The organism is Acidocella sp. KAb 2-4, assembly GCF_020567705.1.
GTDB lineage: Bacteria > Pseudomonadota > Alphaproteobacteria > Acetobacterales > Acetobacteraceae > Acidocella.
Genome location: NZ_JAJDJU010000018.1, coordinates 45605 through 54350 on the forward strand (window position 1 = coordinate 45605; position 8746 = coordinate 54350).

At 65.3% G+C, this 8746-nt stretch carries 7 protein-coding genes; 2 read left to right on the forward strand and 5 right to left on the reverse strand.

Translation table 11 applies throughout. The annotated features are described in order from the left end of the window. The first annotated feature begins 34 nt into the window (after positions 1 to 34). On the forward strand, positions 35 to 2899 hold the full coding sequence (uvrA, locus tag LI953_RS11750; RefSeq protein ID WP_227076273.1) for an excinuclease ABC subunit UvrA: 2865 nt from the start codon (positions 35 to 37) through the stop codon (positions 2897 to 2899). Next, positions 2896 to 3612, forward strand: a complete 717-nt coding sequence (locus LI953_RS11755; protein WP_227076274.1) for a lipo-like protein — start codon at positions 2896 to 2898, stop codon at positions 3610 to 3612. The genes uvrA and LI953_RS11755 overlap by 4 nt, the downstream gene beginning before the upstream one ends. A gap of 7 nt (positions 3613 to 3619) precedes the next feature. Here LI953_RS11755 and LI953_RS11760 read toward each other — a convergent pair whose 3' ends face one another. The 5 genes from LI953_RS11760 to LI953_RS11780 form a co-directional block, all read right to left on the reverse strand. Then, positions 3620 to 4108, reverse strand: coding sequence for a type II toxin-antitoxin system RatA family toxin (locus LI953_RS11760; RefSeq protein WP_227076275.1), 489 nt, complete (start codon positions 4106 to 4108; stop codon positions 3620 to 3622). Continuing rightward, positions 4105 to 5055 (reverse strand): lipoyl synthase, encoded by a 951-nt coding sequence (gene lipA, locus LI953_RS11765; RefSeq protein WP_227076276.1) that lies wholly within the window; start codon positions 5053 to 5055, stop codon positions 4105 to 4107. The genes LI953_RS11760 and lipA overlap by 4 nt, the downstream gene beginning before the upstream one ends. 4 nt (positions 5056 to 5059) lie before the next feature. Then, positions 5060 to 6454 (reverse strand): dihydrolipoyl dehydrogenase, encoded by a 1395-nt coding sequence (gene lpdA / locus LI953_RS11770; protein WP_227076277.1) that lies wholly within the window; start codon positions 6452 to 6454, stop codon positions 5060 to 5062. Between the two features lie 16 nt (positions 6455 to 6470). Continuing rightward, positions 6471 to 7748, reverse strand: a complete 1278-nt coding sequence (locus tag LI953_RS11775) for a pyruvate dehydrogenase complex dihydrolipoamide acetyltransferase (protein ID WP_227076278.1) — start codon at positions 7746 to 7748, stop codon at positions 6471 to 6473. A 16-nt stretch (positions 7749 to 7764) separates the two neighbouring features. Beyond that, the coding region (locus LI953_RS11780; protein WP_227076279.1) for a pyruvate dehydrogenase complex E1 component subunit beta at positions 7765 to 8746 on the reverse strand (982 nt) is incomplete at its 5' end.

Below are 8746 nucleotides of genomic sequence, written 5' to 3' on the forward strand. Positions count from 1 at the left end.
TTACAAGAACATTGCGGGAACATTTGGGGCAGACATGGCGGAAGACAAGGGCGCGGGGTTCATCACCGTCCGCGGCGCGCGCGAGCATAATCTGAAGAACATCGACATCCAGATTCCGCGCAACCAGCTCACCGTCATCACCGGGCTTTCCGGTTCGGGTAAATCCTCCCTGGCGTTCGACACGATCTACGCCGAGGGCCAGCGCCGCTATGTCGAGTCGCTCTCCGCCTATGCCCGCCAGTTCCTGGAGTTGATGGGCAAGCCCGATGTCGACTCCATCGAGGGCCTGTCTCCCGCCATCTCCATCGAGCAGAAAACCACCTCCAAGAATCCGCGTTCCACCGTCGGCACCGTCACCGAAATCCATGATTACATGCGCCTGCTCTGGGCGCGCGCGGGCGTGCCCTATTCGCCCGCCACCGGCCTGCCGATCGAGGCGCAGACCGTGAGCCAGATGGTGGACCGGGTGATGGCGATGAAGGAGGGCACGCGCCTGCTGCTGCTCGCGCCGGTCATCCGCGACCGCAAGGGCGAGTATAAAAAGGAGCTGCAGGATTTACAGCGCAAGGGCTTCACCCGCGCCAAGATCGACGGCAAGCTCTACGAGCTCGACCAGGCCCCGGCGCTGAACAAGAAGCTCAAGCACGATATCGAGGTGGTGGTGGACCGCCTGGTGGTGAAGCCGGGCCTGGAAAAGCGCCTCGCCGATTCCTTCGAGACCGCCTTGGGCCTGGCCGATGGCATCGTCTACGCCGAAGACGCCGATAGCGCCGCGCGCACCGTGTTCTCCTCGCGCTTCGCCTGCCCGGTTTCCGGTTTCACCATCGAGGAAATCGAGCCCCGCCTGTTCTCCTTCAACTCTCCGCACGGCGCCTGCCCGGTTTGCGACGGCCTCGGCCACGAGATCTATTTCGATCCGCATCTGGTGGTGCCCGACGAGCAGCGCAGCCTGGAGAACAACGCCATTGCCCCGTGGTCGGGCGTGATGTCGCCTTATTACGAGCAGACGCTGGCCTCCCTGGCCAAGCATCTCCGCATCCGGATGACCACGCCCTGGGAGAAGCTGCCAGAGCCTGTGCGCGACGCGATCCTTTACGGCACCAAGGAGGAGGTGACGATCACCTATCGCGACTCCTCGCGGTCCTTCACCACCACCAAACCCTTCGAGGGCGTCATCAAAAACCTTGAACGGCGCCTGAAGGAAACCGATTCCGTCTGGGTGCGCGAGGAGCTTTCCCGCTACCATGCCGAGCGCCCTTGCCGCGCCTGCAACGGCGCGCGCCTCAAGCCCGAGGCGCTGGCGGTGAAGGTGGCGGGCAAAAACCTGGCCGAGGTGGCGGAAATGGCGATCGACGAGGCGAAAGCCTGGTTCGACACCGTGGCCGACACGCTCACCCCGCAGCGTCTCGAAATCGCCAGGCGTATCCTGCGTGAAATCCATGACCGCCTGCAATTCCTACTCGATGTCGGGCTCAACTACCTCACCCTGGCGCGCGGCTCGGCCACGCTCTCGGGCGGCGAGAGCCAGCGTATCCGCCTCGCCAGCCAGATCGGCTCCGGCCTCACCGGCGTGCTGTATGTGCTGGACGAACCGAGCATCGGCCTGCACCAGCGCGATAATGAGCGCCTGCTTGGCACCCTCAACCGGCTGAAAAATCTCGGCAACACCGTGCTGGTGGTCGAGCATGACGAAGACGCGATCCGCGCCGCCGATCACCTTGTCGATATGGGGCCGCAGGCGGGCGTGAATGGCGGGCACGTGGTGGCGCAGGGCACGCCCGCCCAGGTCGCCGCCAATTCCGCCTCCATCACCGGCGATTATCTCTCGGGCCGGCGGGTCATTCCCGTTCCCACGCGCCGTTCCGTTCAAAGCAACCGCGTCGTCAAGATCATTGGCGCGCGCGGCAATAATCTGAAATCCATCACGGCCGAATTCCCGCTTGGCGTGTTCACCTGCGTCACCGGCGTCTCCGGCGGCGGCAAATCGACGCTGGTGGTCGATACGCTCTACAAGGCGATCTCGCGCCGCCTGATGGGCTCGGGCGAGGTGCCCGCGCCGCATGAGCGCATCGAGGGGCTGGACCAGCTCGACAAGATCATCGACATCGACCAATCCCCGATCGGGCGCACCCCCCGCTCCAACCCCGCCACTTATACCGATCTGTTCGCGCCGATCCGCGACTGGTTCTCCGAACTTCCCGAGAGCCGCCAGCGCGGCTACAAGCCCGGCCGCTTCTCCTTCAACGTCAAAGGCGGGCGCTGCGAGGCCTGCCAGGGCGACGGCGTGCTGAAGATCGAGATGCACTTCCTGCCGGATGTGTTCGTCACCTGCGACACCTGCAAGGGCAAGCGCTATAACCGCGAGACGCTGGAGGTGAAATTCCGCGGCAAATCCATCGCCGATGTGCTGGACATGTCGGTGGACGAGGCGCTCACCTTCTTCGCCGCCGTGCCGAAAATCCATGACCGGCTCAGCATCCTCGCCCGCGTCGGGCTCGGCTACATCAAGCTCGGCCAGCAGGCCACCACGCTTTCGGGCGGCGAGGCGCAGCGCATCAAGCTGGCCAAGGAGCTGGCGCGCCGCGCCACCGGCCGCACGCTCTACATCCTCGACGAACCCACCACCGGCCTGCATTTCGAGGATACGCGCAAGCTGCTCGAAGTGCTGCACGCGCTGGTCGATGCCGGCAACTCCATCGTCGTCATCGAGCATAATCTCGAAGTCATCAAAACCGCCGACCACATCATCGATATCGGGCCGGAAGGCGGGGCAGGGGGCGGGCGCATCATCGCCACCGGCACGCCCGAGCAGATCGCCGCCGCGCCCGAGAGCTATACGGGGCGCTTCCTGAAACCGCTGCTCGCGCCGGCGAAGCCCCGGAAGAAGAAGGCCGGATGAACCGGCTCCGCCGTGTCATCGGCGAGCTGCTCGCGCGCTTCCTCACCACGCCGGTGCAGGTGGAGCCGGCCCTGCCGGTCGACATCACGGCCCTGTGCCGGATGCTGCGCAAGGCGGATGTGATTCTGGTTGAGGGAGATCTGCGGATTTCCTCCGTCATCAAATATCTTACCCAATCCACCTGGTCTCATGCCGTGCTCTATGCCGGCGATGGCGAATGCATTGAGGCCGATGTCATCCAGGGCGTGCGCCGCTTCAAGCTGGAGGAGCTGGCGCGCTACCATCTGCGCATTTGCCGCGCGCTTGATCTCACCGATGAAGAGGCGGAGAAGGTCGTCGCCCACGCCGAATCCCGCCTCGGCGTGCAATATGACCTCAAGCACGTGTTCGACCTCGCGCGCTATATGGTGCCACTGCCCTTGCCCCGCGCCTGGCGCCGCCGCGCCATCGCGCTGGGGTCGGCCGATCCCTCCCGCGCGATCTGCTCCACCCTGGTGGCGGAGAGCTTCCAGGCGATCCGCTACCCGATCTTGCCGGACATCGAAACCGCCTCACCCGACCCGGCTGTGGCGCGCAAGGCCCGCGAAATTTACCATATTCACGACACTGGGCTGTTCACCCCGCGCGATTTCGACCTCTCGCCCTTCTTCCAGGTGATCAAGCCCGAGATCCCGCGCGGCTTCGACCACCATCGCCTGGTCTGGGCCGATTAGCGCAAGCTCATTCGGCGGCGTGCCGCACCCCGGCCGGGGACGAGAGGGCGGGCGGCCCATACACTGTCTCCGCCCGCTTGAGGAAGGCGGTCACCATCCGGTGCACCGCCTCGGTGAACACCGCGCCGATGGCTTTCTGCAGAATGATGTTGCGGAATTCGAAATCGACGAAAAAATCGACCAGGCATCCCTCGGGATGCGGCGTGAAATCCCAGCTATTATGCAGATATTTGAACGGTCCGTTCTCATATTCCACGCGGATCGCGCGCGCCCCATTGGGCGCCGGGGGGTGCAGCAGCACGCGCGAGGTGAAGCTCTCGCGGAACGGTCCGAAGCCTATGGTGAGATCCGCGATCATCTCATGCCCCACATGGCTGCGGATGCGCGACCCCACGCACCAGGGCAGGAAGCGCGGATATTTCGCCACATCCGCGACCAGCGCGAAGAGCTGGTCCGGTGTATACGGGACCAGCTTCTGCTCAGTGTATTTGGTCACGCCGCGAGCTGCCTGGCGCGGGCCTCGCGCAGCGCCGCGAAATCCGCATCCGCATGATAGGAGGACCGGGTCAGCGGCGTCGCCGAAACCTGTAGGAAGCCCTTGGCCCGCGCCATACTGGCCAGCTCCTCGAATTCCTCCGGGGTCCAGAATTTATCCACCGCCGCGTGCTTCACCGTCGGCTGCAGATACTGCCCGATGGTGATGAAATCGACATCCGCGATGCGCAGATCATCCATCACCTGGCCGATCTCCGCCCTTGTCTCGCCCAGCCCCACCATCAGGCCCGATTTGGTGAAGGTCGCCGGTTCCAGCTGCTTCACCCGGTCCAGCAGGCGCAGGCTCTGGTAATAGCGCGCGCCGGGGCGGATGCCCGGGTAGAGCCGGGGCACGGTTTCCAGGTTATGGTTGAACACATCGGCCTTGGCGGCGGCCACCACCTCCAGCGCGCCGGGTTTGCGCAGGAAGTCCGGGGTCAGGATTTCCACCGTCACCCCTGGCGCCGTCGCGCGCACCGCGGCGATCACGGCGGCGAAATGCGCCGCCCCGCCATCGGCGAGGTCGTCGCGGTCCACCGAGGTGATGACCACATGGCGCAGGCCCAGCGTCGCCACGGCTTCCGCCACGCGTCGCGGCTCGTCCGCGTCCAGCGCCGCCGGCAATCCGGTAGAGACATTGCAGAATGAGCAGGCGCGGGTGCAGATCTCGCCCATGATCATCATGGTGGCGTGGCGCTGCGACCAGCATTCCCCGATATTCGGGCAAGCCGCCTCCTCGCACACCGTGGACAGCTTCTTCTCCCGCATGAGCTCGCGGGTTTGCTGATACACGGCGCTGGTCGGCGCCTTCACCCTGATCCAGCCCGGCTTGCGCTGGATGGGGTTGTCCGGCCGCCCCTGTTTCTCGGGGTGCCGGACGCGGTGGTCGATTTCGATGCGTGTCGCCATGCCGCTAGAAGTGGATAACCTGGCCGAATGCGTCAAGCACGGATTCGTGCATGGCTTCCGAGATCGTCGGATGCGGGAAGATGGTATGCATCAGCTCGGCTTCCGTGGTCTCCAGCTGTCGTGCAATGACATATCCCTGAATCATCTCCGTCACCTCGGCCCCGATCATGTGCGCGCCGAGCAGCGCGCCGGTCTTGGCGTCGAAAATGGTCTTGATCAGCCCCTCCGGCTCGCCGAGCGCGATCGCCTTGCCATTGCCGATGAACGGGAACCGCCCCACCTTCACCTCATGTCCGGCGGCCTTGGCTTTCTCCTCGGTCAGGCCCACGCTCGCCACTTGCGGGCGGGCATAGGTGCAGCCGGGGATGTTCCAGGTCTCGAACGGGTGAGGGTTCAGCCCGGCAATCGCCTCCACGCAGACCACGCCTTCATGGCTGGCCTTGTGCGCCAGCCAGGGCGGCCCGGCCACGTCGCCAATGGCGTAAACGCCGGGCTCGGCGGTGCGGGCATAGCCATCCACCACGATATGGGTGCGCTCCACCTTCACCTTGGTGTTTTCCAGGCCGATATTCTCGACATTGCCGACGATGCCGACCGCCGAAATCACCTTCTCGACCTCGAAGACCTGCTCCTTGCCGCCGGCCTCTACCGTCACTTTTACCGAGGCCGCGCCCTTCTCGGCCTTCTTCACCGTGGCCGAGGTCAGGATCTTCATCCCCTGCTTCTCGAAGCTCTTGCGGGCCAGTGCCGAAATCTCGGCATCCTCAACCGGGAGGATACGGTCCATCATCTCGACAACAGTGACCTGCGTGCCAAGCGTGGCGTAAAAACTGGCGAACTCGATGCCGATCGCGCCCGAGCCCATGATGAGCAGCGATTTCGGCAGGGTCTCCGGCACCATCGCCTCGAAATAGGAGATGATCTGCTTGCCATCGACCTCCAACCCCGGAATCTGCCGGGGGCGCGCGCCGGTGGCCAGGATGATATGCGGCGCGGCGAGCTGCGCCACCGGCTTGCCATCGCGCGAGACGGCGAGATAGCCGCCGCCCATCAGCTTGCCGTAACCGTCATACACGGTCACCTTGTTCTTCTTCAGCAGATGCCCGATGCCGCCCGAGAGCTGCTTGGAGACCGCGCGCGAGCGGGCCACGACCTTCGGCAGATCCACCTTCACATTTTCGGCCGAGATGCCGAATTCCCCGGCATGGTCGAGCAGGTGCTTCACCTCGGCCGAGCGCAGCAGCGCCTTGGTCGGGATGCAGCCCCAGTTGAGGCAGATGCCGCCGAGATGCTTGGCCTCGACCACCGCCACCTTCATCTTCAGCTGCGCTGCGCGGATCGCCGCGACATAGCCGCCCGGCCCGCCGCCAACGACGATCAGGTCAAAATTATCAGCCATTTTGTATCCCTCCGGGTCAGAGCAGCAGGCTCAGGGGTTCCTCGATCAGCTTCTTCAGCGTGGCGAGGAATTCGGCGCCGAGCGCGCCGTCGATCACGCGGTGATCCACCGACAGCGTCGCCGTCATCACCGTCGCCGCCACGATCGCGTCGCCCTTCACCACGGCGCGCTTCTCACCCGCGCCGACGGCCAGAATGGCGGCCTGCGGCGGATTGATGATGGCCGAGAAGCTGGAGATGCCGAACATGCCGAGATTGGAGATGGAGAAGCCGCCACCCTGGAATTCCTCGGGCTTCAGCTTGCCGGCCTTGGCCCGCGCGGCCAAATCCTTCATGGCGTTGGAGATTGCCGCCAGCCCCAGCCGGTCCGCGCCCTTCACGATCGGCGTGATCAGCCCGTCGGGGATCGCCACGGCGACCGAGATATCCACCTCGTCATATTGCACAATCGCCTCATCGGTCCACGAGGCGTTCACCCCCGGATGCCGCTTCAGCGCCACGCCGCAGGCCTTGATGATGAGATCATTGACCGAAAGCTTGAACGCGCCCGCGCCCTCCTTGGGCGATTTCGCGTTCAGCTCGGCACGCAGCTTCAGCAGCGCGTCCAGCTCGATATCCAGGTTCAGATAGAAATGCGGCACGCTCTGCTTCGACTCGGTAAGCCGCCGTGCGATGACCTTGCGCATCGTGCTGTGCGGGATCGCCTTGTGCGGCGCGGCGATGGCCGGCGCGGGCGCGGCGGGCTTGGGCGCCGGAGCGGCCACGGGCGCCGGAGCCGCCGCCGGGGCAGGGGAAGCCACTGGAGCATGAGCGGGCGCGCCGTCCAGATCACCCTTCACGATCCGCCCGCCAGGGCCGGAGCCCTTTACGCTGGCGAGATCGATGCCCGCCTGCTTGGCGATGCGCTTGGCCAGCGGCGAGGCGAACACGCGCTCACCCTGCGCAGCGGCCGGAGACGCGGCGGTGGGGGCCGGGGCAAGGGCGGCGGCCGGCGCGGGCGCGGCAGCCACGGGGGCCGGAGCGGCGGCGGCCGGAGCCGTCACGGCCTCGCCCTTGGTCGCGGTGAGAATACCGATCACCGCGTTCACCGCGACGCCCTCGCTGCCCTCGGGCACCACGATCTTGGCGAGATACCCCTCATCCACGGCTTCCACTTCCATGGTCGCCTTATCGGTCTCGATCTCGGCGATAATGTCGCCCGACTTCACTTCATCGCCTTCGGCCTTCAGCCATTTGGCGAGTTTGCCCTCCGTCATGGTCGGCGACAGAGCGGGCATCAGAATGTTAATGGCCATTTTGCGCCTCCCGTGCTCAGAACAGTTTCTTCACCGCGTCCACAACCCAGCCGGGCTGCGGCAGCGCCAGTTTTTCCAGATTTGCGGCGTAGGGCATCGGCACGTCCACACCCGCCACGCGTACGGGCGGGGCATCCAGCCAGTCGAAGCAATGCTCGACCACGGTGGCGATGATCTCCGAGCCGATGCCCGCGAACGGCCAGCCCTCTTCCACACTCACCACGCGCGAGGTCTTGCGCACGCTTGCCGCGATGGTCTCGATATCCAGCGGGCGGATTGAGCGCAGGTTGATCACCTCGGCGGAGATGCCCTGCTCGGCCAGCGCCTCGGCGGCCTTCAGCGCCACATCCACCATGATCGAGAAGGCGATGATGGTCACATCGCTGCCCGCGCGCTCGATCTTTGCCTTGCCGATCGGCAGCACGAAATCCTCGGAAACGGGGCACTCGAAGCTGTGCCCGTACAGGATCTCGTTTTCCAGCACGATCACCGGGTTCGGGTCGCGGATGGCGGCGCGCATCAGCCCCTTGGCATCCGCCGCGCTCCACGGCGCCACCACTTTCAGGCCGGGGCAATGCGCGTACCAGCTCGCGTAACACTGGCTATGCTGCGCGCCGACGCGGGCGGCGGCGCCGTTGGGGCCGCGGAACACGATCTGCGCGCCCATCTGCCCGCCCGACATATACAGGGTCTTGGCGGCGGAATTGATGATCTGGTCGATCGCCTGCATGGCGAAGTTGAAGGTCATGAACTCGACGATCGGTTTCAGCCCGTTCATCGCCGCGCCCACCGCCATGCCGGTGAAGCCATGCTCGGTGATCGGCGTGTCGATCACGCGCTTGGGCCCGAACTCGTCCAGCATACCCTGCGAGATCTTATACGCGCCCTGATATTGCGCGACTTCCTCGCCCATCAGGAACACATCCTTATCGGCGCGCATCTCCAGCGTCATCGCCTCGCGCAGCGCCTCGCGCACGGTCATCGTCTTGGTCGGGCCG